Consider the following 25,386-nt stretch of genomic DNA (forward strand, 5'->3'; position numbering starts at 1 on the left):
TATTTTCCTTAATACATTGATTTTGAATCGGCATTTGCTCGTTTTACTTGCCACCGATGAAACAAGACAGACGAGCACTTGAACAATAGAGCCATGTAGTCGATACTTTTTTCGTATTTTGATTCCTAAATTGACACGTAAGTTGGCTGACTTTTCGTCTTGTGATTTAAGGCATGACAGTATCGATTAGGAAATTTGAATCATGAAAACCTACATTTCTGGGCTGCTCGCACTCATACCGTCATGTTTAATCGCTGGTTACGCTTTTGCTGTTGGTACAGCGCTTGTGCTGCCAGGGCAACATGAAGTTGGTGTTGATCTTTCGGGCTCCCCACTATCTGCGAATGCCGTCATTGATTGGGAAATTTCCAACAGTGATATTGTGTTCGGAGCTTATGCCGACAAAGCCGACAATGAGCGGGCCACGACAATTGGTTATATGTACAACCAAGTCATGGCGATTAACTCGGGTTGGTTGGAGAACGATCTCCGTAACCAAGCTGAGTTAGAAGGCCTCAATTTCGAAGACTATTTCCTGCACTTTTCTGAAGATACTGTTATTGCCGAAGTTGATAAAACTCATGGCGAAAAGACGCTTTTAAACCGAAAACCTATGATCTTGGGCTATACAGCCAGTGAAGACCATGCTGGCTTTTGGCTGTATCAAGACCCTCCTTGGGATGCCGATGTGTTCGAGAATTACGAACAGGGCGGGGCATTGTATGTCTATCATGCTGAGCAGTTCGAACGGCTGACCTTTAAGTTATCACAGTTTGCTGGCAGTGGTGAATTTTGGATTGAATACCCAACGGCTATTGATTCTCACGGAAGGGTTTCACAGTGGGAAAGGCTTGATGTAAAGAAAGACAAAACGCTCAATATGATCAAAAACCAATCGGTGATTTGGAACCTTCCGGATAACTGGGTAAGAGCCACAACTCATGATGGGAGCGGGGCGAGTTATGGCGGCGGCCAGTACTTTGGCTCAACCTTTTTGAGAGATGGCGGACGCTTATACGTTGTGAGAGTTCGTTGGCAAAGCGAGAGCGCCGACGACAGACCACGTTTAAAAGAAGTGAAACTCAAAAACAGTTTTCCAACCGTCAAATTAACCGACGCTCCGACCACAACACCGGATGGCAATGCTATTAGCCAGTGGAGAAAAATCCGTGGCTTTGACGTGTCTGCAGACCTAGATGGTGATAATTACCTGTCGCCAAGCGAATATCGAAATCGAACTAATAAGAACGCGACCGCACGTTTTCGTTGGGAATCAAGAGTGGTGCCCTTCGGTCGAATGTGGAGCTCGAATTCATCTTGGTCGTTGACGAATGTTGCAAACACGGATTATTTATCCGCCATTCATCGCTACTACAAGCAAAGCTGGGCAAGCCAAGGTTTGAATGGCGCGTACAACGACGACACCAATAAGCTGATTGGTTCGAACCAGTTCTATGTTCACTCTGGCGGGCACGTTCAAGAGTTAGGAGCCGTCGTGGGTTCGAATGAAGCAGATGGCCTCTACAAGCAACAATTTTCGGCTTTTCTCAAGGATTTATCTGCTTTAGAAAGTGATGCGTCTATTGGGTTGAACATTGGTACGGCGAACTTGCTGGGTAGAAATGGGCAGTCTCATCTTAGCGAGGCGGGATCTCTGTATCTAAGAGAGCACTATATTTTTCCGTCTACTGGATTTAGTGGTTACTCGGGGATATCTAAATTCTGGGATAACTCAGCGCTCGCCTATAATGGGCAAAGTGTTATTTTTCAGGCGACAACACGTTACGGACGAGTTCAGTATTTTGGAAATAGCGAAGAGAACTGGAAACAAGACCAATATTCAGCTTTAGCGATATACCATCTTAATCGTCATGCTCAGCATAGCTATTTTAATCAGTGGAATAATGGCTACGTCTATGGAAGTAGCAACACGATTGCCGACAATTTCTGGCAAAGTGGTGTCCCTAAAAACATCGCCTACCAACCAAGTTCGTTATTGGCCGTTGACTTGGGCGAACCGAGCAATCTTATTCCTGAAGGCTTCGAAGCCATTCCCTTGATGCTTTCGACAAGTACACCGGTACCTACGGATTACACCATTGTGGGTGACTCATCGATGCATGAAATGGTACATGCAGACTTACCCGACGCAATGACTCACGTATTGCCTACGTATACCTATTTCTTACATCAGTCTGAGCGGTTAGTTGTGGCTGGTGGTCCGGAAGATATGGTGTTGGCGAGAGAGTTTGATAAGGGGCGAGTGTTGTACCGTACGGATTTCCACGGTAAGAATGCGAGCTTTTATGAGACAGAGAAACTGACGATTGTATTAGACGTTCCAATGAAGCCTGTCGATGCAAACGGCAACATCGGAGAGTATGTCACGCAAATAGAGATCGGTGGCTATGAAGGGCTGTTCTTACTTTATTAGGCGGATATTGAAAGTGATTGTTCTTGTTAAATGGGCTTCTTTTCGGGGAAGCCTTGAGCATGGAATTTAAGCTAAGTTCTTGAGATTAGCTTATTGTTTTTGCACTGTTTGCACTGTTTGCACTGTTTGAACTCTTTGGCTATCCATGACTTTTCGTTCAAACCATTGTCAATTAGAGCAAATAAATAACCATCAACCTTGCTTGAAGCGGTTGGGTATTCTTGAAATACATGCTTGGGATAGCCCGGGTAATTCGTCTCATATTTGTTGTCTAGTTGCTTGCCTAACTCTCGCCATTTAACGAATAGTTCAGAAGACGAGGTTGGCTTTTTGTATTGGCCTAAAATTCGGTGGTGATGGACTAATGCCACTTTGGCGCAGTGGTTGGTTTGTACTACCTTCTGTATGAGCTCTGCTTGTGTCTCGCTGATTGTTTTCGCTAGTGCATTTTCTTGCTCGATGCGCTCTATTCGCTCACCAAAGGTTTCAGCGTGCATAGAAAAGATAACAGAAATGGGTAAAACCAATGCCAAAAGGCGCTTGCAGAACACAACCTAACTCGTTGAATGGATTCATCACTATTATGCCGTTGAGTAACAATATTATTAACGAATAAACACGCTTAATTGTAAGAATTATTTTTATCGAGTGGATTAATAAATGCTTTCTGCTTTGTTTTATTCATAAGGTGAATGGTTTGCTTATTCCGCTGGAATAACGGTTTTCAACGATCTTAATTTAATCGGAATATTATCGGCTAGAGATGTTGGATATCGATCGAGTGGTAAGGAAAACCGATCGCTTTTGCCGCATTCAACAGCGCCTGTCGAGTCTTAAATACTCTGGGTTGCATCTTTCTATCAGATTCAAGAAAACTGTTCACACCCCACTGATTGCTTTTCACCATTAAGTAATAGCCATTAGCACAAGGCGAAACAACACCAATGGCTGCTTTCAAATCACCACGAGTAAAGTGATTCTTAAATTCGCGTAATACCATATCAATGTCCTTATTCGATGATGAAAAAAGGGAACGAATCGCTCCCTAGTTAAAGTGGTTACTAATGATTACAAGAATGCGCGGTATGGCAGTTCTGGGTCATTTTTGAAGATGTCAGCAAAGCCGCGGAAGTGTTGGTAGTGCATGCGACCTTTATCTGTAGGGTAAGTGTATTTACCACCTACTTGCCAGAAGAAAGGAGCAAATCCGTATTGCAGGCGTTCTTTCTTCATGTTCCACAACATTTCGATTTCACGGGGGTCGTTTTGGAAGTTCGCCCAAATGTCGTGGTGGAACGGAACAACCACTTCACAGTTCAAAGACTCAGCAGCACGAAGAATGTCTGAAGATGTCATTTTGTCTGTTACGCCACGTGGGTTCTCACCGTAAGAAAGCAGTGCAACGTCGATCTTGTGATCATTACCGTGTTTAGCGTAGTAATTAGAGTAGTGAGAGTCGCCAGAGTGGTAAACAGAGCCACCGGTTGTTTCTACCAAGTAGTTCACTGCGCGGTCATCCATGCCGTCTAGAATTTCTTTGTCTATAGAAGAAGTCCCTTCTGGTAGTGTTACAAGTGCAGTACGGTCGAATGCATCAAGAACCTTAATATTGACGTCTTTGATCTTAATCTCGTCGCCAACTTTCGCGATAACACAACGATCTTCTGGCACACCCCATTTCATCCATAAATCAACACACGCTTTAGGACCAATGAATTTAACGTGGTCGCCGCAGTTTTGTAGAACCGCCGCTGCAACGTTGATATCGATGTGGTCGCCGTGGTCATGAGATGCCATAACTGCATCGATCTCTTTGATAGCGAAAGGGTCCAATGGGAAGATCGCGGTACGTAGGTTTGGTTGAAGTGCTTCCACACCGCCCATACGCATCATTTGGTGCTGGTTTTTCATTTTTTGAACGGCTTGTGTTTTTTTACCAGTACCACACCAGAAGTCCATTGATAGGTTTGCACCTTCTTCTGATTTTAGCCAAATACCTGTACAACCCAGCCACCACATAGAAAACGTACCCGGTTGCACAACCGTTTGTTCAATCTCTTCATTTAACCATGTGCCCCACTCAGGGAATGTATTTAGGATCCAAGACTCGCGAGTGATTTCGTTTACATTGCTCATGATAATACCTTTTATTTCAATAATTTGATTAATTTTGGATGTAGGGAACCGAGCGCCTTAATTTGGATTAAGGCACTGAGCTAAATTTATTATTATTGGTGGGCTAGTTAGCCCTGCGATTTAAACTAGGATGACTTGCGTCCCTTGAGCTTCAATCAGTTTTACGACTTCGGGATTGGCATCTTTACCGGTGATGACTATGTCTATTTGCTTGGTGCTGCAAAAGAGCATTCCGGTACGTTGTCCAACTTTTGAGCTATCGACCACGACGACAAGCTTATCGACCTGTTCGAGCATTTGTTGTTCGGCTACGGCCGTTAACATGTCGGCTTTGTACAGCCCGGCATCGGTTAAGCCTTTACCTGAGGTGAACATCCAGTTTCCCGCATAGCCGCCTAATGAATTAGGGGCAGGGTTTAGAAAGATGTTCTGCGCTTTGTTGTATTGACCACCAATGATGATGACATCGTCATGATCTTCGTTGATCAAGTAGCTTGCGAGTGGAAAGTAGTTCGTTACGATTTGAACGTCATCGCCACATAATTGCTGACCGAGTAGGAAAGCCGTCGAACCACAGTTGATCACGACTGTATCGCCAGCCTGACAAAGCCCTGCAGCTGCTTGAGCAATCTCTGATTTCTCTTCATAGAACTCAGTGCTGTTGATATTCAGTGGTGACCACTTTCTCTTCTGAGTTTCTACTCGTTCCGCACCATTTCTAATTTTTCTAAGTCGGCCAACTTCATCTAACTTAGCGATATCGCGTCTAGCAGTAGCAGGAGAAACGCTAAATTTATCAATAATATGAGAGACGTTGATTGTCTGCATATCTTCTAACAGCGACAAGATGCCGTTATGTCTTTGTACTTCATTCATATTTATCACTCTTTTTGTCGTTGTGACAATTTAATGATTACTTTTGATTTGTTTTGATTCTAATAATCACCATCATGATTGTCAAACCACATTGCTATAAAAACCAGATTTTAATCACAATTTTTTATAAGCTATTGATTTTATTGTATTTGTTATTTTTGCGTGTGATCTAAAGCTCAATTAAGCACATTCTGGGTGTGGTTAATTGATATAAATCAAAGTAATCACAAGTGAGCATTGAATGATTACTTTTGATTGGTAAAGTCTAGTTCGTGAGCAAAACTAGAATCATCACATCCTACAAATCATTAAAATTAAAAATTAATCAGGGGTAAAGATATGGAATTCTTATACGATATTTTCTATATTTTTTACAGTCAGGTAATGACCAAAGCACCGTTGCTACTCGGTCTTGTTACTTGTCTCGGCTACATCCTTCTAAAACGTGACGCAACAACTGTTATCTCCGGCTCTATTAAAACCATCGTTGGTTTCATGATAGTGCAGGTAGGTGCGGGAACATTGGTAGCGGGTTTTAAACCGGTTATTGAAAAAATGAGTGAAATACATGGATTAACGGGATCGGTAATTGACCCGTACACCTCCATGATGTCTACCATGGAAACCATGGGCGACAATTACTCTTGGGTTGGGTATGCAGTATTACTGGCACTTGGGCTGAACATTCTTCTTGTTGCCTTCCGCCGTATTACGGGTATCCGAACCATCATGCTGACTGGACATATCATGTTCCAGCAAGCTGGCCTTATTGCTGTTTTCTACTTCGTGCTTGGCGCAAGTATGTGGGAAACCATCATTTACTCTGCAATATTGATGGCGTTGTACTGGGGTATTTCGTCAAACATCATGTTCAAGCCGACTCAAGAAGTCACTGGCGGGGCGGGTTTCTCGATTGGTCACCAACAGCAGTTTGCTTCATGGGTAGCCACCAAGGTTGCACCGAAGCTTGGCGACAAGAACGACAGTGTCGACCACATAAAACTGCCTAAATGGTTACACATTTTCCACGACAGTATCGCTGCAACAACATTAGTGATGACTGGCTTCTTCGGCATTATTCTTCTTTCGTTCGGTCTTGATAACCTTCAAGACATGGCAGGCAAGACTCACTGGCTTATCTACATTTTCGAAACGGGTTTGAAATTCGCAGTTGCGATTCAAGTTATCGTAACCGGCGTTCGTATGTTCGTAGCTGAATTGTCTGAGGCATTTAACGGTATCTCACAACGTCTTATTCCAAACGCTGTTTTAGCAATCGATTGTGCGGCTATTTATGCCTACTCACCGAACGCAATGGTATTCGGTTTCATGTGGGGTGCAGTGGGTCAATTTACGGCAGTGCTTGCAATGCTCGCGTTCGACGCGCCAATCATGATCATCCCTGGCTTTATCCCAATGTTCTTCTCGAACGCAACCATCGGCGTGTTTGCTAACCACTTTGGTGGCTGGAAAGCGGTGATGAAGATCTGTTTCGTGATGGGCATCATCGAAGTGGTTGGCTCTGCATGGGCAATCCATATCTTCGCTCAATCAGGTACTGAATTTAACGGCTGGATGGGTATGGCTGACTGGGCTTTAGTATTCCCACCAATCATGCAAGGTATCTCAAGCTCTAGCATGTTCTTCTTTGTGATTTTGGCTTTGGCAGGCATCTACATGTACTTCGCTTCTAAGCAATTACGAGCTGAAGAAGACGCAGAAGCTGCTGCTGAAACAATGACGGCAGTAACGCCTGAAGGCATTGAGGTTGAAGTTGCGGTACCACAACAATCGACAGCAACCGCTGAAGCTCCATCGGCTTCTGCAACGGCAGCTTCTACAACATCAGAAAATCGAGTGTCGCCAGCAGCTGATCAGAAACCGGTTCGCGTCTTAGTGTGCTGTGGTTCTGGGCAAGGTTCTTCAATGATGTGCTCTAAGAAAATCAAAGAGTACTTGGACAAGAAAGGCATCCCAAGCACGACATTCAACAGTGCCATCACGGATTACAAATCGCACCTTGGCTCATTCGACATCATCGTTACTTCGGTTGCTCTTGCAGCGAAGATCACGGGTCTTCCTGAAGGCAAACAACAGTTAGCAGTGAAGAACATGATTATGGTGAAAACCTTCGGCGACGAGCTGGTTTCCATCATCGAGAATAACTTCCACAAATAATGATAAACGGCTCAGTGGTATCGCACTGCTGAGCCAATAAAAACAATTATATAAGTGAGCAATAACATGAACTTAAAAGAATCTCTTATCAAGAATAACTCTATCCTACTGAACGCAAAAGCAACTGACTGGAAAGCGGCGATCAAGCTAGGTACTGACGCATTGGTGAAAGCGGGTATTGCAGAAGAGCGTTACTACGACGCGATTACCAAAGCGATTGGTGAAGAAGGCCCTTATATCTGTATTCACGATGCGTTCGCTTTGCCTCATTGCCGCCCTGAAGATGGTGTGATTCGCACCGGGTTTGCGTTAACCGTGCTGGAAACACCGATTACTTTTGAAGGTGTTGATGAGCCTGTTGATGTACTGATCACGCTAGCGGGTAAGGATTCAGAGGAGCACATCGAAGGCACCATGCAGGTGGCGAACTTGATTGAATTCGATGAAGACTTCTCAAAACTTCGCGCATGCAAAAGCCCAGAAGAAGTGGCGCGTTTAATTGATGCTGCGTTACTGCAAGCGGAAGCAGCGTAAGGAGACAACTATGTCTGAATATAGCCAACTGAAACAACGCGTCTTAGATGCCAATTTGCAGCTTCCGAAGTATGGTTTAGTGACATTCACTTGGGGCAATGTCTCTGAGTTTGACCGTACTAATGGCGTGATAGCGATTAAGCCATCAGGTGTCGAATACTGCGATATGACAGCTGAAGATATGGTGGTCGTCGATCTAGAAGGCAACATTGTTGAAGGGAAACTTAATCCTTCAAGTGATACCGCAACTCATTTAGAGCTTTACAAAGCTTTCCCTGAGGTCAGTGGCATTGTTCACACGCATTCACGCAGTGCCACTATTTGGGCGCAAGCCGGCATCGATATTCCAGCCTTGGGCACCACTCATGCTGATTATTTCTACGGTGACATCCCATGTACACGTCGATTATCTCACTCTGAAATCTCTGAAGAGTACGAGAAAAATACTGGCTTGGTGATCATTGAAGAGTTCCAGCAACGCCGAATTGATCCTATGGCAGTTCCAAGCGTGATTGTTGCAGGGCATGCGCCTTTCTCTTGGGGCAAAGACGCCAACGATGCGGTTCACAACGCGGTGGTATTAGAAGAAGTTTCTGCAATGGCGTTGGCAACGCGCACCTTGAATAGCGGCATCAAAATTCAGCCAGAACTATCCGACAAACACTACTTACGTAAGCACGGTGAAAATGCTTATTACGGCCAACAGTAAATCGGCTTTTCGTTTAAGTAGGCTGTTTAAGTAAACCGTTTAACGAGCTTCGGCTCTAAGTAGTTTCAATATTGATTAGGCCCGACTTCAGGGAATAAGTGAGAGGACTCTATGTATAAAGTGCTGGCGTTAGATCTCGATGGAACCGTGTTAAAGGATGATCACACGATTCATCCAGAACTGAAAAAGGCGATCCAAGAAGCCAAACAAAGTTGTCATGTCGTGATTGTGACTGGTCGACACCACACAGCAGCACGACCTTATTACTACGAATTGGGGTTAGATACGCCAATCATTTGCTGTAACGGCACTTATGTTTATGACTATCAAACTGAAACGGTACTGACTCAAAACGCGATAGATAAAGACAAAGCGCTGACCTTCATCGATATGGCAGATGAGTTTCAGCTCAAAATGGTCATGTACATCACGCATGCCATGACGTACTCACACTACAACCCATTTGCCTACATGTTGGCATTGGAAAGTTGGGCAGAAACGGCACCAGAGCAACATCGCCCTCAAATTTACCAAGTGGAATCATTCATTGAAACGGCTCAGCAAGCCGAACACGTTTGGAAGTTTGTGGTGGAAGGTAGCCAAGACTCAGTAGACCGTTTAATGCAACACCCATGGATAGAAGAGAACTTCAATGGTGAGCGTTCTTGGTCAAACCGAATCGACTTTGCTGCAAAAGGTAACAGTAAGGGCCTACGCCTTGCTGAATACATCGCAGAACTCGGTTATCACGCCGATGACGTCATTGCCGTCGGTGATAACCACAACGACATATCCATGCTTAAGTACGCCGGATTCGGTGTAGCGATGCTCAATGCTGATGACATCGTCAAGTCACACGTTCAATGCGTGTGCTCAACAGATAACAACCATGATGGCTTAGCCCGTCTAATACGTGAACAAATTAAAGGATAACAACATGACTAAACCAATGATTCAGATCGCCCTAGACCAAACAAATCTTCCTGCTGCCATTGAAGTGGCAAACAACGTTGAAAGCTTCGTTGATGTGATTGAAGTGGGCACTATTTTGGCTTTCGCAGAAGGCATGACGGCGGTTTCTACGCTTCGTAAAAACCACCCAGACCATATCCTTGTATGCGATATGAAAACCACCGATGGCGGTGCTATTTTGGCTCGTATGGCATTCGAAGCGGGCGCTGATTGGATTACCGTTTCTGCTGCTGCACACATCGCAACCATTGGTGCATGTAAGAAAGTCGCTGATGAATTTAACGGTGAAATCCAAATCGAAATTTATGGTAACTGGACAATGGACGATGCTCAATCTTGGGTCGACCTAGGTATCTCTCAAGCTATCTATCACCGTTCTCGTGACGCTGAATTAGCTGGTGTGGGCTGGACTGAAGAAGATCTCGTGAAGATGCGTGCATTGTCTGAAATGGGCATCGAGCTTTCTATCACAGGTGGCATCGTGCCTGAAGACCTATACCTATTTGAAGGCATTAAGGCGAAAACCTTTATCGCAGGCCGCGCACTTGCAGGCGATAAAGGTAAAGAGACAGCAGAAGCGCTAAAAGCTCAGATCGACCGTTACTGGAACTAGGAGGCGTTATGTATCAAAACCTGTTACGCCACCGTGTAGGGCTTTATGAAAAGGCCCTACCTAACGAACTCAGCTGGGAAGATAAACTTAAGCAAACCAAAGAACTCGGCTTTGATTTTCTTGAGATATCGGTCGATGAATCAGACGAGCGTCGCAGTCGACTAGATTGGAATGACGAAGAAGTGTATGCCTTGCGTCACCTTTGTGAAAAGCACGGCGTACCGCTGCAGTCCATGTGTTTAAGCGCGCATCGTAAGTTCCCATTTGGATCTGCTGACCCTGCGATTCGCGAGCAAGCTGTTATCCATATGGAAAAAGCGATCTCACTCGCTTACAAATTGGGTATTCGTACCATCCAATTGGCTGGGTATGACGTTTACTACGAGCCAGCCGATAAAGTGACTCACCAGAGGTTCATTGAAGGAATGAAGCTTTCGGCGCAGTTGGCGGAAAGGTCAGGCGTAATGCTTGCTGTGGAAATTATGGACACCGATTACTTGAACTCTTTGAGTAAGTTCGAAGTGCTGAGTCGCGAAGTCAATTCACCGTATTTCACGGCGTATCCGGATGTGGGTAATATTTCTGGTTGGAATTACGACATAGTGACTGAGCTAAAACTGAGTAAGCCTCATATCACTCAGATCCACCTCAAAGACACTTATAAAGTGACTGACGAGTACAAAGGGCAGTTTCGAGACTTAGTGATTGGTGATGGCGAAGTTGACTTCAATGCTATTTTTGAAACGTTGAAAGAGACTGAGTGCGTTGTACCACTCGTGATCGAGATGTGGGCTCAAGATGAACGTTGGAAAGAGAATATTCTCACGGCACAAAAACGACTGAATGATGTTTGTGTGCAAACGGGTGTTCCGAGATTGTTTGACCACTAACTCTACCTAGAATGATTAACCTGTTTCTCTTTGCGTTCTTCATGCTCCTAACGAAAAGAGAAAATGCAGCATATTGCCCCCAATATGCTGCATTTTTATATCAACATGTCGCTCCAAACTGTTGAAGCTGAGGTTATGTCAATTTCGAAATAGTGGCGGTTCTTAAACTGCGATCGTCACATGATCACGGCCCACTTCAGCCATCTGAATCAGGTAGTCCGTGTGGTATTTTTTCTTGATGACGATTTGGCTACCGATTTCAGCAACAATCTTTACCACTTCCAACGCATCAGAAGGATGCAATGAAGAGTCTTTTGAAATTTCGATATTAACGCCTAAATTTGCCAATTTGATGATGTCGCTAGAATGCATGGTCGTGTCCAAGGTTTTTGATTTTCGTGGACTATATCATCTTCAATTTATGCAACTCTACTTGGTTTAAGTAAAAATGGGTGAGATGTGCTCAAAATATGATTTCAATAGTAAAACAACGGCTTTTATCGCATCAATTCGTTTAATTGTCGGATTGTTGAATAAGATCATATTAAGACGATCATGAATAGGTTTTATGTATGGTGATTAGTAGTATGAGTCTCAAAACAATATGAGAGATTGACGATGCCAAAGTTAGATAAATATAAAGGAATTATTTTTGATCTCGATGGGACTCTGGTCAATTCTATGGTGGCACATGCTCATGCGTGGGAACAAACTTGTCAGAAGTTTGGTATTCCCTACGACAAAGAGTGGCTCGATCAACTTGGTGGGATGCCATCGCGAAAAGTGACTCAAGAGATCCTTAAGCGTTACGATCTAACTCTTGATGCTCAACAAATAACTTCGGACAAAATCGCTAACTTTGAGGCTATTGAGCACAAAGGAGATGTTATCCCAGAGACATACGCACTCTTACAGCAACAGTATCAGTTAAAAAAGATAGGCATCGGCACTGGTGCTCAAGCCAAGCATGCAAGGGCGATTTTAAAGACGACCGATATCCCATCAATGATACGTACGATTGTGACTTCAGATGACGTAGAGAATCACAAACCTAACCCGGATACTTTTCTGAAAGTCGCTAGCCAGTTAGAGCTTGAACCGAGCGATTGTGTGGTGTTTGAAGATACGATTATAGGCCAGCACGCAGCGACATCGGCAGGCATGGATTGCTACATGGTTGAAAACGGACAGATAACTAAATTTGTTCCAGCGAGCTAAATAGAATTTAACGATACAAAAATAACTAGGAAAAAAATGAAACAATATCTAATCGCGCCTTCGATTCTTTCTGCTGATTTGGCGCGTCTTGGTGAGGATGTAGAACGCGTTCTCGCGGCTGGAGCTGATGTTATTCATTTTGATGTTATGGATAACCACTATGTCCCTAACCTGACTTTTGGTGCGCCAGTATTAAAGGCACTGCGGGATTATGGAATTACAGCGCCGATAGATGTGCATTTAATGGCGAAGCCTGTGGATCAACTGGTACCAGAGTTCGCTAAAGCGGGTGCGACTATGATTACTTTTCATGTCGAAGCATCAGAGCACATCGATCGTACTTTGCAGCTAATTAAAGAGCACGGTTGCCAAGCTGGTGTGGTACTCAACCCTGCAACGCCATTGAGTTACCTTGACTACATCATGGATAAAGTCGACCTGATATTAGTCATGTCGGTGAACCCAGGTTTCGGTGGTCAATCTTTTATTCCTGCCACGCTCGATAAGTTGCGGTCAATCAGAACGCGCATTAATGAATCAGGTCGAAATATTCGTTTAGAAGTCGACGGTGGTGTGAAAGTTAACAACATAAAAGAGATTGCTGAAGCGGGTGCCGATATGTTCGTTGCGGGCTCTGCTATTTTTGATAGTGAAGATTATCAACAAGCTATCGATTCAATGCGAGCGGAGTTAGCTCAATTGAATTAAGTAGTGTATCGACTGCTGCATAAAGGCTCGAAGTGTTCTGTGTATCAGGCTTCGGGCTTTTTTGTATCTAATAGATGTTGATTTAATGGAAAACTATGTGGATTCAGGGGAGGTTGCGTTGTTGGAGTTCTCTTCAGTTATAGATTTTTCATTGTGTAATAAAACTACAGTTATTATTGACTTTGGTCACATAACGGCGCAAAATTGACCTCAGATCACATAACGATGAGAACACAGTATGAACGCTACAGTAATCACGAATGAAAACAACGTATCACTAGCAAAACCTTCAGTAATGAATGAAGTTCTATTTTTTGCTAAGTCTACCGTTATCATGGGTGCAATTATCCTACTTGTTGCTTCTGCTTGGGTTTAATTTCTTAAATAACCCGCGTTAAGTGTGATCAGTGGTGGTGATTAGCCACTCACTGATTCAAACTAACGTCAGCAGCACCAAATTCATTTCTTTATCTTTCTCCAGTTCACTTTCTCTATCTTCTAGGCCAATCAGGCCGACTTTTTAGTCATCGACTTAGTTACTGAATCAAGTGATTGACTAAACCAAGTTACTTGCCTAAATCAACGGTTTAAACACGATGCTTTAAACTAGACCAGTACAAAACCATCATTAATACATACGCTAATGCGGGCGCAATATAACTCGTGCTCAACGAAAGCTCATCAATCAAACTCGCCTGTGCGAATGGCAAAATAACCCCTCCAATTGAACACATGATTAGAATCGCTGCCCCTTGTGAGCTTTGCTTACCGGACGCATGTAGCGCTTGTGAGTAAATGATAGGGTAGAGAGCTGAATTACATAGCCCGATGAAAAGCATTAAATAGCCTATCCAAACATGATTTTGATACATCGTAATGGCACTAATCAAAGCTGCAATTACGCAAGACAGTGAGAATAGGTAATGTTTGTTTACGGTGTTGCCGAACTTTGCGAATAGCACTCTGCCAACAAACATGAATATCCAATAAAGAGCGATGATCTGTGTTGCGGATACCAAACCAAGGCTGCCATATTGCTGGTCGGCAAGGTATGTAATAGTAAAGGTCCCAAAACTGACCTCTACTCCTATGTACAGCAACAGCACCAACGCTAACTTCATAAACTGCTGATTTTTAATTAGATGCGTTAATCCTCGCCAAAAGCCAGTCATCTGTTTTGGTTTGATATCTGGAAGCGTCATTTTGCTAAAAAATACCAGCAAGCCGAAAAAGAACAGAGCGATGAGCAAGAACAGATACGAAACTTGATGGGCGGTGTTGTCAACGTTAAAACTTGTCGCCACGAGGATCACAGCGGTAAGTACCAACGGGCCAAGCACAGTGCCAACCGAGTTCGATGCTGTCGCCACACTTTGACGTATAACGCTCTTATCAGGTGTCGAGAGTAGTGATACGTAAGGTGAGCTCACAACTTGAATGGCCGATACTCCTGAAGCCATCAACAAGATACCAAGTAGGGTTGAAATCAGTTGTTCTCCTCGGACCAAATATGCCATGGCTAGGCAGCCGAAAAGGCACCACATCAAGCAGAACTTCAATGTACTTCGATATCCCACTTTCGCCATCACAAATGACGTTGGAAGCGACACTGTTATTCGCGTAATAAAAAAGGCCATGGGAAAGAGCATCGCCATTTTATAATCGAGAGAGAAAGCTTCTTTGTAATAGGGAATGAGAGAGTTACTTGAAACGGTAATGAGTCCCCAGATAAAAAAGATCAAAGACAGTAAAACCAGTGGGGCATCTTTTAACGGGAATACTTTCATAGTGATTCCTTATCAATAGCGATAAAAAAAAGCAGAAGATGATCTTCTGCTTTTCGATTGAGACTTTACGGTGTATTGCCTATTCAGCCGTTAATCACGTACAAAGTTGATGTGATTAACATGAATGTTGTATTTCTCAATAATCACTTTGGTCGCATGCATACTTTTGATTCGTTGCTCAGAATCTAAAGCAGCAGCCATTGCTGACTCGTTTTCGTAACTGTGTTGCATCATAAGCAGCAGGTTCTTATGGCTTTCAGCTTCAATCGCTTCAGGCTTATTCAGCGTTAACCCTTGGTTATTCGGAAATGTGCGAATAATAGGCGCGACTTCGTTTTCCATGTATTGGTAGAAGTCTTGTTTTTGATCTTCAGTTAAATCAGCTTCGAAAAAAGCGGTGCGAAAAATTGTCATGGTCGTTTCCTTACAGTTCAAAGCCAGATTGGTTAGCGATAGATTTCAACGTTGCTTTTGCTTGTTTGATATCGTCTAACCAGTTGTCATTTTGAGCCCACATTTCAATCACTAATGGTGCGCTGTAATCAATTTCAGCGAGTGTTTTGAAAATAGCAGGGAAGTCGACTTGGCCTTCACCGATAACAAGATCTCGGAACTGACCTTTACAGGTTTCTGAAACTCGTAGCGTGTCTTTAAGGTGGACTTGTACTAGGTGGTCACGGCTTAGTTTTAGCTCGGTACACACATCGTAATTCCAACCTGAGATGTTACCGACATCTGGGTAAGCCATGAAGTAAGGCGATGGGATCTCACGCTTTAACACTTCAAACTTGCTCAGTGAGTTCAGGTAAGGCGTATCCATGATCTCTACACCTAACATGATGCCTGCGCGCTCTGCCATTTTGGTGGCTTGCTGCATACCTTCAATGAAGCGAGCGTGAGTTTCAGCCGATTGTGGCTCGTAATACACGTCGTAGCCCGCCATTTGAATGCAACGAATACCCAGTTTGTATGCTAATGAAATCGCCTTCTCCATGATGATCAGCGATTCCGTGCGAATAGCTTCGTCCATAGAGCCAAACGGGAATTTACGATGCGCGCTTAAACACATCGATTGGAAAGGCATTTGGTGCTTTTCACAAAGGCGACGAAGTTCGTAGATTTCTTCATCAGACCAATCCAAACGAGCGCGTCGCTCATCGGTTTCATCGACAGAAATTTCCACAAAGTCGAAGCCCGCTTCTTTCGCGTGAATCAGGCGCTCTTCCCAAGTAAGGGAAGTTGGCATCGCTTTTTCGTAAATACCTAATCTGAATTTGTTTTTAGAATCAAACATTCTTTTTCCTTAAAAGAGTTGTTGTTCTATACGCGTTGTAATGTCTTGAATTCTGCTAGCAATTTCTTCGTAGCCGAGCGCTTTCATTTTGGGCGTAAGCGACGAGACACTTACCGCGTATACAGGAGATTTGTTCTTGTCAAAAATAGGGACAGCAACACAAGAGATACCCGCTTCGTTCTCTTCATCATCGAGCGCATAACCACGCGCTTTGATTTTATCGAGAACATCAAAAAACTGAGACTTATCGAGAATCGTATTCTCAGTTAACGGTTTCATCGTGCTGACATTGCGTTGCCAGTAGGTCTCTCGAACGCTCTCTGAGCTGAATGCGAGGTAACATTTACCTGCAGCAGAGCAGTACATTGGTGAATGCAGCCCTACGTAGGTTCGAGTTCTAAAGGCAGAGTTAACAGGTTCGAACTTGTCTTTAAAAATGATGTTGTCAGCATCAAAAGAGAGAAAGTTAACCGTTTCATTCACATCGTCGAGCAGTTCAGATAGATATGGCTTAACCGTGCCAGTGACATCAGAGTTGATAGCAGCATGTCCTAGCTGAACCAACTTCATTGTTAAGCGATATTCTTTACCTGAACACATTTGAGCAACATAACCAGAGGCTTCAAACGTCGCTAAAATACGGTGGACAGAAGACTTGTTGAAGCCTGTCCCTTCAGACACTTTTTGTAGAGAAACTCCATTCGGGTAGTTCCCAAGGAATTCCAATACGGTCAGTGCTTTAGACAACGATTTAATTTGCTCACTCATATATGTGCTACCAGTGTTTACCTATTTCAGTATGGAAGTTTTCTGCGATGTCACGGCCATTGCTACCGGCTAATGCACGACCAGCAATAAATGACTTTGCAGACAGATTCTTAAACAAATGCAGATCGTCTGGCACAATACCACCAGTTATGGATAGTTCAATTCCAATATCCGATAATTTCTGCATTTTTATCAAATCTTCTTCGGTCCAGCTCACACCTGCGAGCTCGGCATCACGTGAGCGGTGATAAATTGCTTGTTTAATACCCATGTCGACCCATGCTCTTGCGTCGTCTAGAGTCCAGTGTCCATAGAGCTCAATTTGTACTTCGCCACCAAATTCGTCAGTCACTTTTTTGGCTGAACGTATTGTTTCGATATGAGCCGCTGCACTCACGGTTACCCAGTTGGCTCCCGCTTCCATTGCTAGACGCGTTAAAATAGCGCTGGCATCGGTGATTTTCATATCACACACAATGATGTGGCTTGGGTATTTTTCTCGTAGGATTCTTACGCTATCTACGCCGTGGGCGAATGCTAAAATCGTCCCGATTTCAATCACATCTAACTTATCTGCAACATGCTCTATTGAGGCTAATGCAGTGTCGATATCAGTGGCATCAAGTGCCATTTGTAATAAGGGCTTAGACATTCATTTCATCCTCAAATCGTTTGAACAACTGCACCAGTCTTTGATAGTGCTTATATTTTGTTTGGTATAGGTCGTAATGTTCAGGGTTTGGTTCAACACGTGATGCAGAATTGGTAATGGCTTGCGTGCATTCTTCTAGTGATGTGAATTCGCCTGCTCCCACCATCGCCATCATGGCTGCGCCTAATGAGCCAGTTTCATCAACGTCTGATATTTCAACCGTCATACCGGTTAGGTCAGCCAGCATTTGCATCCATACAGGACTAGACGCAGGGCCGCCGGTCACTTTCAATACGTTTGCTTTCGGAAAACGCTGGCGCATACGTTCAAGATGTATGTTGTGACAGAACAAAATACCTTCCCAAATCGCTTGAATCAGGTGACCTTTTGTATGGTGCGATTGCAGCCCGTAGAAGCCTGACTTCAAGCCGAGACCTTGGTTAGAACCGTAAAGAAATGGCACGAAATAGAGGCTGCTTGATGCCGTGTCTAATGCTTCAACTAATGCTTGGTTTTGCTGGTGGTCGAGTTGACCATTGTCACCAAGGTAATCGGCGAACCATTCGTAATTGCCCGCAGAGGTAGGGCTCGCTTCATGAATGATGTATTCACCATCGACAGCGTAATGGCCATAGACAAAGTTGTGCGATTCTTGAGTTACTTGTTTTGAGATACCAGACGTGACCGCCCAAGTGCCCATTACGTAATTCAGAGTGTCTTCAGAAGAGTTGATTCCAGAACAGATCGCGGTTGATACCACATCAAACAACCCGCCAAATACTGGTGTTCCAAGTGCAAGGCCAGTGTCTGTTGCGACTGTTGCGGTGATTTTCCCTGCTTGTTGCTGAGGTTTCACTACCGGAGGGAGCGCATCCCAAATTTCTTCGATACCAAATGTTTTTAGAAGGGCTTTGTCATACTCACCAGTGATCGAGTTGAAAAAGTTACTTTCTGAAATATTGGTCAGTTCCGCGGCCACTTCGCCCGTTAAACGATAGCGAAGATAGTCGTGAGACATCATCACTGCGCCAATGTCGTTATAGCGCTCTGCATCGTTGTCTTTGATCCAACGAATGATAGAAACCGGGTGACCTGTCCAAAGTGTTTGCAGTGTGGTTGGGTAGATCTCTTGTGCTTTACCTTGTTCTAGCCACTCTTTAACAATGGGCAGCGAACGCGAGTCTGAAGACATAATGCCATGACCAAGATTTTGTCCCTTTTTATCAAGCAGGTAAACGCCTTTGCCTTGGGCAGAAATGCTTAAGCCTTTGATGTCTAATGGATCGACTTTTGTGGTATCTAGAAGCTGTGTAATGACGTCGACCGCGTTTCCCCATAAGGCATCGAGGTCACGCTCTACCCAGCCTTGCTTCTCGTTAATGACGCTCGCCGATACGCGAGCAAGGCCTTGTTGCTCACCTTTTGCGTTAAACAACGCGGCTTTCATAAAAGTGCCGCCAGAATCAATTCCGATGTAGTAATTCATTATTTGGCATCCAGTAAGTCATTGTGAATTTTTACTACCAACTTTCTAACAATCGAGCTGTCGTCATTTTCAATGTTGGTGATATGAACGGTATCGGGTGTGAAGAGATAGAACTGCTGCGGTTTGGCATGAATAAAGTTCAGTTCAACACCTTCGAACTCATAAAACTGCAGATCTCTCTGTTCGTTGTAAGGTTCTGCGAGCTTGTGGTCACCAGTGTCTTTCGACCAAGCCATGATCTCTGAACCTTTAAGTACAATTTGCAGATCTGAGTAGTGCTTGTGTACTTCTGGTTTAAAGCATGCGAGTGGCTCTTTTTTATATTCCAGTACAACGAACCAAGCTTGGTCTGCATCAAAACTAGGTAAGGTGTGGTGTCCAATAGCTAGAGCATCTGTATCTAGGCTGTTGATATGCTCAAGCACATTTTGAACAGCGATTGGATAGCTTCGGGTAAATTTAGAAGGTTGAGTATTTCCGACTAGCATAAAATTCTCTATTTAAATAAGCGGCTTAAAAGCTCTGCGAGCCCTGTCTTGTCATCGTTATTTTTGTCTGTGACAAGGTCTGCGGTGTTTTTAACGGTGTCGTCGGCATTGTGCATGGCTATGCCGAGACCTGCGGCTTGCAGCATTGAGATGTCATTGTGGTTATCACCGACAGCGACACACTCTTCAAGGAGGATGCCGAGTGCCTCAATGTAACGAGTAAGCGCATTGCCTTTGCTGTTTCCTTTCGCTGCGAAATCGACGCGATCGATCCAAGAACGCTCGCCATTAAAGTGGTCTTGGACAAATGGAAGCTTGGCGAATTGGTCGACTTCTCCCTCGACGACAAATTTCCAAACGTACTCAGACACAGCGGCTTCATGATAGAAGTCGTCTACTTTCAGAATGTTCGGACGTTTTGCTGGTGGAAATGTCTCTGACCATTCAAGTAGCGCTTCCATGTATTCGATAGGGCGACTTTTTGAGTAGAGCATGGCGTCACGCACATACATCACCATTTTGAGATCATGCGTTTGAGAGAGCGTGATAAATTCAGCTGCAATCTGTTTGTCGATGGCATTTTCTTCAAGAACGGTATTGGTTTGGTAATCAAAGATATAAGTACCGTTACAGCAAATGATCGGCGTCGATAAACCCAACTGTTCGTAGTAAGGTTTAGCAGCAACATGGTGACGACCCGTAACGATAACTACATGAGTGTGCTGAGCGATCTGCTTGATCGTCTCAACTAACTCTTGGCTAATCGTGTGTTGCGAATTAAGAACGGTACCATCGAGATCGAGTGCCAATAGCTTGTACTTAGACGACTGATGCGTGAACAGCTGCTCCATGTGTTAAACCTTACTTCTGTCCGTAGTATGAGTTCTTACCGTGCTTACGGTTGTAGTGCTTATCGAGCAGTTCTGGTTGAATAGCGACTTCTGGGCTGATTGAGCGAGTGGCGGTTGCCATAGCTGCAATCTCTTCCATTACTACCGCGTTGTGCACTGCATCTGAACCATCTTTGCCCCATGTGAATGGCGCATGGCCCGCGATGATCACGCCTGGCATTGCTTGTGGGTCGATGTCTCGTTGGTTGAATTCTTCAATGATCACTAAGCCTGTATTTTTCTCGTACTCAGACTCAATTTCAGATTTAGTGAGTAATCGAGTACAAGGGACATCACCGTAGAAGTAATCGGCGTGTGTTGTGCCTAGCGCTGGAATATCTCGGCCTGCTTGTGCCCAAATGGTTGCGTTACGAGAATGCGTATGAACAATGCCGCCAATGTTTGGGAAGGCTTTGTAAAGCTCAACGTGGGTTGCTGTGTCACTTGAAGGGTTTAATTTGCCTTCAATACGATTGCCTTCTAAATCCAGTACCACAATGTCGTCTGCCGTCATTACATCGTATTCCACACCAGATGGTTTGATGGCAATAACGCCGCGGTCGCGGTCGATCTCAGAGACATTGCCCCATGTGAAAGTAACTAAGCCATATTTAGGCAGCTGTAAGTTTGCTGCGAACACTCGTTCTTTTAATTCTTGATACGCGTTTGGTTCTTGAGACATGGTATTTGCCTATATTGTATTGAGGTGAAGTACGAGTTGATTGCCTAGCTAAGTTCTTAGCTAAAAGAGCGCTAGGCAATCGCACTCAATCGCGTTACTTAGCGGCTAGCTTGATCTTGTTGATCATGACATCGCCATTTTTCTCGATGTAAGCGCTCCATACCGGCTGAATCGCCTGTTGGAAAGCCGCACCATCAACATCACGGTTTACTTGCATACCGTTCGCTTCTAGCTGAGCAATCATCTTGTCTTCTTTCTGGATACTTAGCTCTCGCTGCATAGCAACGGCTTCAGCAGAAACCTCTTCGATGATTTTTTGCTCTTCTTCAGTTAGCTTGTCGAACTTACGTAGGTTCATAGTAAGAACCAGCGGTGAGTATGCGTGTTGTGTAAGGCTTAGGTACTTTTGTACTTCATCAAACTTGAAAGACAGCGTTACAGAAATTGGGTGGTCTTGAGAGTCAACAACGCCTGTTTCAAGTGCTGTATAAAGTTCAGATACTGGAAGTTGCTGCGGGTTAGCCCCTAGTTCATTGAACATGTCATTTAGGGCTTTCGAGCCGTTAACACGCATTTGTAGGCCTTTGACATCTGAAGGTAGACGAATCGGCTTCTCGTTGTTGGTCATGTTGCGGTAACCATTTTCTGGGAAACCAAGACCTTTAAGCCCGAATTTCTCGAAGTTCGCTAGCACTTCTTTACCCGGTTCGCCGTCTAGTACTTTGTATGCTGTTTGACGATCTGGAAACATGAATGGCAGTGTGAATGCTGCTGATTCAGGCATTAGACCGTTGTAGTTGTTTAGGCCAACCATCGCTAAATCAACGATGCCAGCGCGTGAGCCATCGATCATCTGCTTATCACTGCCCAGTTGACCTTGTGGGTATACGTTTACCTTGATTTCGCCGTTTGAACGAGCTTCTACTTCTTTCTTAAAGAACAAAGATAGATCTTGTTGCAAATCTGACTCTGGTGCAGCGTGCGCCAGTTTTAGAGTGGTTGTTGCAAGCGCGTTTGAGCTCAATGCAATCGTTGAAGCAAGTAACGTAAGTTTTAGTAGGGTTTTCATTATTATTTTCTCCGTCGAGGATTAACCAATGACAAACGACATTGGCACAGTGATAATGCTTGGGAAGATGACAAACAGTGTGAGCAGAGCCATGTACGCAGCGATGAATGGCAATACACCTTTCACAGCCGTAGACATAGGAACTCTAGCTACACCACACACTACGTTCAGTACGGTGCCTACAGGAGGCGTAATCAGACCGATTGAGCAGTTAATAACGAACAACAGTCCGAAGTACGTTGGGTCAATCCCAGCCATCTTGATGACAGGCATTAATAGAGGTACAAGAATCAGAATTGTTGGGCTCAAGTCCATAACCATGCCAACACACAGCACAAGCAACATAATCACTGCCATGAGTAGACGAGGGCTATCCACTAGTGGACCTAACATTTCTGCGAGTTGTTGAGGAAGTTGAGCAACAGTAATTAGCCAAGCTGCAACCATTGCACAACCTACTAAGAACATTACCATTGCGGTCGAACGACCTGCGTTCAGTACGATGTGATAGAACTTCTTAATGGTGAGTTCTTTGTACACAAACGTAGAGATAAAGATTGCGTATGCCGCCGCAACGACTGCCGCTTCTGTTGGCGTGAAAATGCCAAAGCGAATACCAACTATGATGATGACTGGTAGCATCAATGCCCAAACACCATCTTTCAGTGCTGCGCGCTTTTCTGCTTTTGTCGCTTTTTCTGACGTCGCTAGATTTTCTTTACGAACCGTCCAACGCCAAACAAACATCAATGTCATACCCATCAATAGGCCTGGAACAATACCGCCTAGGAACAGGTTTTTAATTGAGATACCGCCAGCAACACCAACCAAAATCAGAGGGATTGAAGGTGGAATAACAGGTGCGATGATACCGCCGGATGCCAAGAGACCCATTGAAGGTGCTTCTGGGTATTTTGCTGCTTTCATCATTGGGTAAAGAATACTTACCAAGGCTGCTGCATCTGCTACCGCTGAGCCAGAAAGTCCTGCAAGTAATACCGAAGTCATGATGGCTACGTAACCCAAACCACCTTGGCGGTGACCGACATACGTAGTCGCTAGTCGAACAATACGCTGTGACAAACCTCCCGATGCCATTACTTCACCTGCAATAAGGAAGAATGGGATGGCAAGCAGAGTGAAGCTGTCGACACCATTAATTAAAGACTGCGCAAGAATGTCTGCACTAAAGAAGTCCATATGAAACATCAACGCTATTGAAGACAACAACAGTGCAAATGCGACAGGAAGACCAAGTAAGATTGAGACAATCAATACCGATAAGAAAATGGCTAACGTCATTATTCTTTCTCCTCTTCTAAGCTATCTAGCTGCCAGTCTGGTTTGAAGATTCGCACAAAGGCAATCACACCCATTAACACGCCTGACACCACGCCAGCTAAGTAAAATAACGCTGAAGGAAGCCCTGTTAGTTGAGAAATATCTGACCAGTTAGACATCATTTGACGGTATGAACCGACGTAAAGCATGCCGACTGATATCAATACAATTACCCAACAAATACGTCTTAGTACGGGGACTGCTTTAGGGAATAGTCGTTCAGAAAATTCCGAAACCGCGAGGTGTTCACCTCGGCGCAGCACAACGGCTGCACCGAGCATGACAATCCATACAAGACCAAGGCGAGATAGTTCTACAGAGGGACGAAGACCAGAAGAAAAGCCGTAGCGTAAAACTACGTTTGTAAATACGAGAACAATCATACAAGTCAGAATGACCGCCATGATGACATCGATACTTTTCCAAATACTCTTAAATACACTTTGCATAAAGCTTTCCCTACCTTTGGCTAATTACAGAGATGTAATCTGTTCCCAAATTCCATCGTTGATTTCAATGCCGCCAGCTGCTTCGTGTTTCTTGATGAAGTTTTCAATTTCAGAACCAGCAATCATCACTGAGCCGGTTTCTGCAGGCTCTGATTCAAGTACGTAGTCACGAATGCGCTTCATCTCTTGTGCGTAAGTGCTTTCGTCCATTGTCTTGCTTAGGTCGATAGCGATAAGGAATTGAGACACACCAAACTCACCACCCATATCTTCAGTTAGTGCGGGTACTGAGTGGCCGCCAGTAATGGCTGTTAGCATCATGTCTAGCACGATTGCCATTGATGACCCTTTCCAAAAGCCCATTGGAAGTAGACGTTTATTTTCCCAAAGTACATGTGGGTCTTTAGTGAGTTCACCGTTGTCATCAAAGCCACCTACGACAGGCAGTTCTTTGTCAGCAAGGACGAAGTTTTGAAGTTGGCCGTAAGAGAATTGAGTCATTGAGCAATCAACAACAACAGGTGGATCGCCAGCTACTGCCATGATTAGAGGATTCGAACCAACACGGTGATCTTTACCACCCCAAGCTGGCATTACTGCGATTGAGTTTGTTGATGCAATCCCTGCGAAACCTTCACGAGCCATTTTTAATACATAAGCTCCGCCGCGCATCCAGTGGTTCGAATTACGCATGCCGACCATGCCAATACCGTAGTCACGCGCTAATTCCATTGCTCGTTCTGCACAGATAAGACCGTTAAGAACACCTGGTCCGTAGTTGCAATCCCACTGCTCTAATGCACCCATGCTATTAACGCATTCTGGTTCAGCATTTAATTTGATTTGGCCTTTGTCTACTTGGTCAATGAATACCGGAAAACGGTTGATGCCATGTGAGTAAGTGCCTTCGTTTGCCATTTCAACAAAACCTGCTGCAAGCTTGGTTGCCATCTCTGGTTTCATGTCGCGAGCCAAAAGGATTCGTTCATATTCTTGTTGTAGTTTTTCTGTAGATACTAAAGGCATCAGTGCTCTCCGATAAGTTATATTCCATAATGCGGAATGAATTATTGTTTTTATTCCGAAAATATTCTGTGAGCAAAGTTGCGAAATATTTCCTTATTAAGTTTTTCTCTAATAAGTGTTAAGCGGTTAAAAAACGGGACAAAAAGATTTTATAATTCCGCAATGCGAAACAAAAAGCGTGTTCAG

28 protein-coding genes are annotated in these 25,386 nt (G+C 44.2%); 10 read left to right on the top strand and 18 right to left on the bottom strand.

The genetic code is table 11. The features are described from left to right. Window positions 1–202: 202 nt before the first annotated feature. Window positions 203–2,434 (top strand): hypothetical protein, encoded by a 2,232-nt coding sequence (locus tag AC3CH3_RS19635; protein ID WP_488539069.1) that lies wholly within the window; start codon window positions 203–205, stop codon window positions 2,432–2,434. Between the two features lie 71 nt (window positions 2,435–2,505). Here AC3CH3_RS19635 and AC3CH3_RS19640 read toward each other — a convergent pair whose 3' ends face one another. The 4 genes from AC3CH3_RS19640 to ulaR form a co-directional block, all read right to left on the bottom strand. Continuing rightward, window positions 2,506–2,985, bottom strand: a complete 480-nt coding sequence (locus AC3CH3_RS19640) for a hypothetical protein (protein ID WP_488539070.1) — start codon at window positions 2,983–2,985, stop codon at window positions 2,506–2,508. A 206-nt stretch (window positions 2,986–3,191) separates the two neighbouring features. After that, window positions 3,192–3,434: a hypothetical protein gene (locus AC3CH3_RS19645; RefSeq protein WP_019827032.1), complete on the bottom strand. Its 243-nt coding sequence runs from the start codon at window positions 3,432–3,434 to the stop codon at window positions 3,192–3,194. Between the two features lie 68 nt (window positions 3,435–3,502). Beyond that, window positions 3,503–4,570: an L-ascorbate 6-phosphate lactonase gene (gene ulaG, locus AC3CH3_RS19650; protein WP_048660966.1), complete on the bottom strand. Its 1,068-nt coding sequence runs from the start codon at window positions 4,568–4,570 to the stop codon at window positions 3,503–3,505. Window positions 4,571–4,690: 120 nt separating this feature from the next. Beyond that, complete coding sequence (gene ulaR, locus AC3CH3_RS19655; RefSeq protein WP_017064005.1) at window positions 4,691–5,446, bottom strand: HTH-type transcriptional regulator UlaR; 756 nt, start codon at window positions 5,444–5,446, stop codon at window positions 4,691–4,693. A gap of 339 nt (window positions 5,447–5,785) precedes the next feature. On the opposite strand from ulaR, the gene AC3CH3_RS19660 reads away from it, so the two are divergent. The 6 genes from AC3CH3_RS19660 (at window position 5,786) to AC3CH3_RS19685 (ending at window position 11,342) form a co-directional block, all read left to right on the top strand. Continuing rightward, entirely contained in the window at window positions 5,786–7,624 is a 1,839-nt protein-coding gene (locus AC3CH3_RS19660) for a PTS ascorbate-specific subunit IIBC (RefSeq protein WP_269983038.1), read from the top strand. A gap of 66 nt (window positions 7,625–7,690) precedes the next feature. After that, complete coding sequence (locus tag AC3CH3_RS19665) at window positions 7,691–8,158, top strand: PTS sugar transporter subunit IIA (RefSeq protein WP_102279862.1); 468 nt, start codon at window positions 7,691–7,693, stop codon at window positions 8,156–8,158. A gap of 10 nt (window positions 8,159–8,168) precedes the next feature. Then, on the top strand, window positions 8,169–8,867 hold the full coding sequence (locus AC3CH3_RS19670; RefSeq protein ID WP_488539071.1) for an L-ribulose-5-phosphate 4-epimerase: 699 nt from the start codon (window positions 8,169–8,171) through the stop codon (window positions 8,865–8,867). A 111-nt stretch (window positions 8,868–8,978) separates the two neighbouring features. Then, window positions 8,979–9,800: a pyridoxal phosphatase gene (locus tag AC3CH3_RS19675; protein ID WP_171350649.1), complete on the top strand. Its 822-nt coding sequence runs from the start codon at window positions 8,979–8,981 to the stop codon at window positions 9,798–9,800. 4 nt (window positions 9,801–9,804) lie between these two features. Further along, window positions 9,805–10,452: a 3-keto-L-gulonate-6-phosphate decarboxylase UlaD gene (locus AC3CH3_RS19680; protein WP_009845897.1), complete on the top strand. Its 648-nt coding sequence runs from the start codon at window positions 9,805–9,807 to the stop codon at window positions 10,450–10,452. 8 nt (window positions 10,453–10,460) lie between these two features. Further along, window positions 10,461–11,342 (top strand): L-ribulose-5-phosphate 3-epimerase, encoded by an 882-nt coding sequence (locus tag AC3CH3_RS19685; RefSeq protein WP_017096285.1) that lies wholly within the window; start codon window positions 10,461–10,463, stop codon window positions 11,340–11,342. A gap of 162 nt (window positions 11,343–11,504) precedes the next feature. On the opposite strand, the gene AC3CH3_RS19690 is transcribed toward AC3CH3_RS19685, so the two are convergent. Further along, window positions 11,505–11,714, bottom strand: a complete 210-nt coding sequence (locus tag AC3CH3_RS19690; RefSeq protein ID WP_009845895.1) for a hypothetical protein — start codon at window positions 11,712–11,714, stop codon at window positions 11,505–11,507. A gap of 246 nt (window positions 11,715–11,960) precedes the next feature. On the opposite strand from AC3CH3_RS19690, the gene AC3CH3_RS19695 reads away from it, so the two are divergent. The 3 genes from AC3CH3_RS19695 to AC3CH3_RS19705 all read left to right on the top strand — a co-directional run bounded on the left by AC3CH3_RS19695 (window position 11,961) and on the right by AC3CH3_RS19705 (window position 13,644). Beyond that, window positions 11,961–12,560: an HAD family hydrolase gene (locus tag AC3CH3_RS19695; protein WP_048609861.1), complete on the top strand. Its 600-nt coding sequence runs from the start codon at window positions 11,961–11,963 to the stop codon at window positions 12,558–12,560. A 36-nt stretch (window positions 12,561–12,596) separates the two neighbouring features. Continuing rightward, window positions 12,597–13,268 carry a ribulose-phosphate 3-epimerase gene (gene rpe / locus AC3CH3_RS19700; protein ID WP_102492335.1) on the top strand — a complete coding sequence of 224 codons (672 nt, stop codon included), beginning with the start codon at window positions 12,597–12,599 and terminating at the stop codon, window positions 13,266–13,268. A gap of 238 nt (window positions 13,269–13,506) precedes the next feature. Then, on the top strand, window positions 13,507–13,644 hold the full coding sequence (locus AC3CH3_RS19705) for a hypothetical protein (RefSeq protein ID WP_012600138.1): 138 nt from the start codon (window positions 13,507–13,509) through the stop codon (window positions 13,642–13,644). A gap of 211 nt (window positions 13,645–13,855) precedes the next feature. Here AC3CH3_RS19705 and AC3CH3_RS19710 read toward each other — a convergent pair whose 3' ends face one another. The 13 genes from AC3CH3_RS19710 to yiaK all read right to left on the bottom strand — a co-directional run bounded on the left by AC3CH3_RS19710 (window position 13,856) and on the right by yiaK (window position 25,200). Next, a complete protein-coding gene (locus tag AC3CH3_RS19710) occupies window positions 13,856–15,055 on the bottom strand; it encodes an MFS transporter (protein ID WP_488539072.1) in 1,200 nt (399 codons plus the stop codon). Between the two features lie 90 nt (window positions 15,056–15,145). Beyond that, complete coding sequence (locus AC3CH3_RS19715) at window positions 15,146–15,469, bottom strand: hypothetical protein (RefSeq protein WP_488539073.1); 324 nt, start codon at window positions 15,467–15,469, stop codon at window positions 15,146–15,148. A 10-nt stretch (window positions 15,470–15,479) separates the two neighbouring features. After that, window positions 15,480–16,349, bottom strand: a complete 870-nt coding sequence (locus AC3CH3_RS19720) for an L-ribulose-5-phosphate 3-epimerase (RefSeq protein WP_061032100.1) — start codon at window positions 16,347–16,349, stop codon at window positions 15,480–15,482. Window positions 16,350–16,358: 9 nt separating this feature from the next. Continuing rightward, entirely contained in the window at window positions 16,359–17,117 is a 759-nt protein-coding gene (locus AC3CH3_RS19725) for an IclR family transcriptional regulator (protein WP_017058872.1), read from the bottom strand. Between the two features lie 7 nt (window positions 17,118–17,124). Continuing rightward, window positions 17,125–17,769, bottom strand: a complete 645-nt coding sequence (locus AC3CH3_RS19730; RefSeq protein ID WP_017630168.1) for a 3-keto-L-gulonate-6-phosphate decarboxylase UlaD — start codon at window positions 17,767–17,769, stop codon at window positions 17,125–17,127. Continuing rightward, window positions 17,762–19,255, bottom strand: a complete 1,494-nt coding sequence (locus AC3CH3_RS19735) for an FGGY-family carbohydrate kinase (protein ID WP_488539074.1) — start codon at window positions 19,253–19,255, stop codon at window positions 17,762–17,764. Before AC3CH3_RS19735 ends, AC3CH3_RS19730 begins: the two co-directional genes overlap by 8 nt. Then, window positions 19,255–19,743 carry a NanQ anomerase/TabA/YiaL family protein gene (locus AC3CH3_RS19740; protein ID WP_488538185.1) on the bottom strand — a complete coding sequence of 163 codons (489 nt, stop codon included), beginning with the start codon at window positions 19,741–19,743 and terminating at the stop codon, window positions 19,255–19,257. Before AC3CH3_RS19740 ends, AC3CH3_RS19735 begins: the two co-directional genes overlap by 1 nt. A gap of 8 nt (window positions 19,744–19,751) precedes the next feature. Next, window positions 19,752–20,594, bottom strand: coding sequence for a Cof-type HAD-IIB family hydrolase (locus AC3CH3_RS19745; protein ID WP_488538186.1), 843 nt, complete (start codon window positions 20,592–20,594; stop codon window positions 19,752–19,754). A gap of 10 nt (window positions 20,595–20,604) precedes the next feature. After that, window positions 20,605–21,315, bottom strand: a complete 711-nt coding sequence (locus AC3CH3_RS19750) for an L-ribulose-5-phosphate 4-epimerase (protein ID WP_488538187.1) — start codon at window positions 21,313–21,315, stop codon at window positions 20,605–20,607. 94 nt (window positions 21,316–21,409) lie between these two features. Next, the gene (locus AC3CH3_RS19755) at window positions 21,410–22,384 is read right to left on the bottom strand and encodes a DctP family TRAP transporter solute-binding subunit (RefSeq protein ID WP_265973070.1); all 975 of its coding nucleotides are present in this window, start codon (window positions 22,382–22,384) and stop codon (window positions 21,410–21,412) included. A gap of 21 nt (window positions 22,385–22,405) precedes the next feature. Beyond that, window positions 22,406–23,686, bottom strand: coding sequence for a TRAP transporter large permease subunit (locus AC3CH3_RS19760; RefSeq protein ID WP_488538188.1), 1,281 nt, complete (start codon window positions 23,684–23,686; stop codon window positions 22,406–22,408). Continuing rightward, on the bottom strand, window positions 23,686–24,174 hold the full coding sequence (locus AC3CH3_RS19765; protein ID WP_017630172.1) for a TRAP transporter small permease: 489 nt from the start codon (window positions 24,172–24,174) through the stop codon (window positions 23,686–23,688). Before AC3CH3_RS19765 ends, AC3CH3_RS19760 begins: the two co-directional genes overlap by 1 nt. Window positions 24,175–24,198: 24 nt before the next feature. Further along, window positions 24,199–25,200 (bottom strand): 3-dehydro-L-gulonate 2-dehydrogenase, encoded by a 1,002-nt coding sequence (gene yiaK, locus AC3CH3_RS19770; protein ID WP_017630173.1) that lies wholly within the window; start codon window positions 25,198–25,200, stop codon window positions 24,199–24,201. Window positions 25,201–25,386: the final 186 nt, after the last annotated feature.

The sequence above is a fragment of the Vibrio sp. QJM3NY_35 genome, from assembly GCF_057785915.1.

Excerpts from the sequence above, each read along its gene's own strand:
- AC3CH3_RS19635 (WP_488539069.1), top strand. The coding sequence starts at position 203 with ATGAAAACCTACATTTCTGGGCTGCTCGCACTCATACCGTCATGTTTA.
- AC3CH3_RS19645 (WP_019827032.1), bottom strand. The coding sequence starts at position 3,434 with ATGGTATTACGCGAATTTAAGAATCACTTTACTCGTGGTGATTTGAAA.
- ulaG (WP_048660966.1), bottom strand. The coding sequence starts at position 4,570 with ATGAGCAATGTAAACGAAATCACTCGCGAGTCTTGGATCCTAAATACA.
- ulaR (WP_017064005.1), bottom strand. The coding sequence starts at position 5,446 with ATGAATGAAGTACAAAGACATAACGGCATCTTGTCGCTGTTAGAAGAT.
- AC3CH3_RS19660 (WP_269983038.1), top strand. The coding sequence starts at position 5,786 with ATGGAATTCTTATACGATATTTTCTATATTTTTTACAGTCAGGTAATG.
- AC3CH3_RS19665 (WP_102279862.1), top strand. The coding sequence starts at position 7,691 with ATGAACTTAAAAGAATCTCTTATCAAGAATAACTCTATCCTACTGAAC.
- AC3CH3_RS19670 (WP_488539071.1), top strand. The coding sequence starts at position 8,169 with ATGTCTGAATATAGCCAACTGAAACAACGCGTCTTAGATGCCAATTTG.
- AC3CH3_RS19675 (WP_171350649.1), top strand. The coding sequence starts at position 8,979 with ATGTATAAAGTGCTGGCGTTAGATCTCGATGGAACCGTGTTAAAGGAT.
- AC3CH3_RS19680 (WP_009845897.1), top strand. The coding sequence starts at position 9,805 with ATGACTAAACCAATGATTCAGATCGCCCTAGACCAAACAAATCTTCCT.
- AC3CH3_RS19685 (WP_017096285.1), top strand. The coding sequence starts at position 10,461 with ATGTATCAAAACCTGTTACGCCACCGTGTAGGGCTTTATGAAAAGGCC.
- AC3CH3_RS19690 (WP_009845895.1), bottom strand. The coding sequence starts at position 11,714 with ATGCATTCTAGCGACATCATCAAATTGGCAAATTTAGGCGTTAATATC.
- AC3CH3_RS19695 (WP_048609861.1), top strand. The coding sequence starts at position 11,961 with ATGCCAAAGTTAGATAAATATAAAGGAATTATTTTTGATCTCGATGGG.
- rpe (WP_102492335.1), top strand. The coding sequence starts at position 12,597 with ATGAAACAATATCTAATCGCGCCTTCGATTCTTTCTGCTGATTTGGCG.
- AC3CH3_RS19705 (WP_012600138.1), top strand. The coding sequence starts at position 13,507 with ATGAACGCTACAGTAATCACGAATGAAAACAACGTATCACTAGCAAAA.
- AC3CH3_RS19710 (WP_488539072.1), bottom strand. The coding sequence starts at position 15,055 with ATGAAAGTATTCCCGTTAAAAGATGCCCCACTGGTTTTACTGTCTTTG.
- AC3CH3_RS19715 (WP_488539073.1), bottom strand. The coding sequence starts at position 15,469 with ATGACAATTTTTCGCACCGCTTTTTTCGAAGCTGATTTAACTGAAGAT.
- AC3CH3_RS19720 (WP_061032100.1), bottom strand. The coding sequence starts at position 16,349 with ATGTTTGATTCTAAAAACAAATTCAGATTAGGTATTTACGAAAAAGCG.
- AC3CH3_RS19725 (WP_017058872.1), bottom strand. The coding sequence starts at position 17,117 with ATGAGTGAGCAAATTAAATCGTTGTCTAAAGCACTGACCGTATTGGAA.
- AC3CH3_RS19730 (WP_017630168.1), bottom strand. The coding sequence starts at position 17,769 with ATGTCTAAGCCCTTATTACAAATGGCACTTGATGCCACTGATATCGAC.
- AC3CH3_RS19735 (WP_488539074.1), bottom strand. The coding sequence starts at position 19,255 with ATGAATTACTACATCGGAATTGATTCTGGCGGCACTTTTATGAAAGCC.
- AC3CH3_RS19740 (WP_488538185.1), bottom strand. The coding sequence starts at position 19,743 with ATGCTAGTCGGAAATACTCAACCTTCTAAATTTACCCGAAGCTATCCA.
- AC3CH3_RS19745 (WP_488538186.1), bottom strand. The coding sequence starts at position 20,594 with ATGGAGCAGCTGTTCACGCATCAGTCGTCTAAGTACAAGCTATTGGCA.
- AC3CH3_RS19750 (WP_488538187.1), bottom strand. The coding sequence starts at position 21,315 with ATGTCTCAAGAACCAAACGCGTATCAAGAATTAAAAGAACGAGTGTTC.
- AC3CH3_RS19755 (WP_265973070.1), bottom strand. The coding sequence starts at position 22,384 with ATGAAAACCCTACTAAAACTTACGTTACTTGCTTCAACGATTGCATTG.
- AC3CH3_RS19760 (WP_488538188.1), bottom strand. The coding sequence starts at position 23,686 with ATGACGTTAGCCATTTTCTTATCGGTATTGATTGTCTCAATCTTACTT.
- AC3CH3_RS19765 (WP_017630172.1), bottom strand. The coding sequence starts at position 24,174 with ATGCAAAGTGTATTTAAGAGTATTTGGAAAAGTATCGATGTCATCATG.
- yiaK (WP_017630173.1), bottom strand. The coding sequence starts at position 25,200 with ATGCCTTTAGTATCTACAGAAAAACTACAACAAGAATATGAACGAATC.